Origin of the sequence: Lyngbya aestuarii BL J (assembly GCF_000478195.2) — a bacterium.
GTDB lineage: Bacteria > Cyanobacteriota > Cyanobacteriia > Cyanobacteriales > Microcoleaceae > Capilliphycus > Capilliphycus aestuarii.
Map to the genome: position 1 here is coordinate 1 of NZ_AUZM01000230.1, position 1159 is coordinate 1159.

Here is a 1159-nt window from a genome sequence, read left to right on the forward strand (position 1 = left end):
CCTTATCCAAATCGAATTAGTTATATTCGTGAACTCCGTCCCTATATGTACTGGACTAAATTTTTAAATGAAGCAAAAGAAGCGGGTGAAATCGATTGGATGGCAATTGGTGGAACTTGGGGAATTGCAACCAGTAGACTAAAATCTTGGCAGATAGATGAAGTTAATTTACTACCCGAATCTGTTTATAATGCGGTAGAAAATATTAAAAAATCCGAGGGTAAAAATGCCCATATATTATCAATTTATGTGTTAAAATACTTCTATGATATGCACCTACATTTAAGATCGCTTCGACATCTTCTAAAAGATGGTGCTAAGATTGATTATATCGTCGGAAATTCGACTTTCTTTGGTAATAGAGTTGATACGGCTAGTCTGCTTGCTGAGTCTATGAAAATGCTAGGCTATAAAAAAATTAGCTTTGAAATCATTAGGAAACGAAATTCTAAAAAGGAATTATACGAGTATTGTGTCTCTGCAACTTGGGAAGAAGCTTAATATTTTGTTAGGAGTTAAAGACAAATTACTTGTATAATATGATCGGTGAGTTTATTCAGTTGATAAATACCAAAATATAACAAATTTACTTGATATGTTAGCGGACTGAAAATTAATCTAAATTTAAACTTAAACCCAGAAGCAACTCCCATGATAAACTAGATTTTAGAATCAAACTCTCAACCTAAGCATTCTATTTGTAGAACTAAATTTAGGAAGATTAATCATGGCTAAACCTCGTATTTTTACTCAGAGCCGACGTCATTTTTTGAGTAATATAGCTTTGCTGACTCTTGGCTTGATGGCGAAGGACTGGCTTTATCCGTCCCGTGCATTTGCAGATTCTTCAGCTTCAGCAAATAACACTTCAACTCGCGAGATTTATCACATTTTCGTTCCCTATGCTAAAGCTCGTCGAGGCGGACAACAGATTATTACCTTGCGATCGGGAGACACTCAACTGATATCAATTCCAGCAGGAATTCGAGAGAATCAGGAGAAAGTTATTTCTGGGGTGGGTCTGGGAGGTGAAGATATTGTCGTCGTTTTCCATACGTTATACGACCGGATTACAAGAATAGGATCGGAAATTTACGAAGAAATTGAAAAGACCAAATTCATCGAGCAATCAAGTCAAGAGAAATGCAAGTCGGTTTAC

General features: G+C 36.0%; 2 pseudogenes. Both read left to right on the plus strand.

Features of this window, described 5'->3' with window-relative positions:
• Positions 1–501, plus strand: a pseudogene (locus M595_RS27730) (DNA methyltransferase); the annotation flags it as partial.
• Positions 502–727: 226 nt separating this feature from the next.
• Positions 728–1159: pseudogene (locus M595_RS27735) on the plus strand (hypothetical protein); the annotation flags it as partial.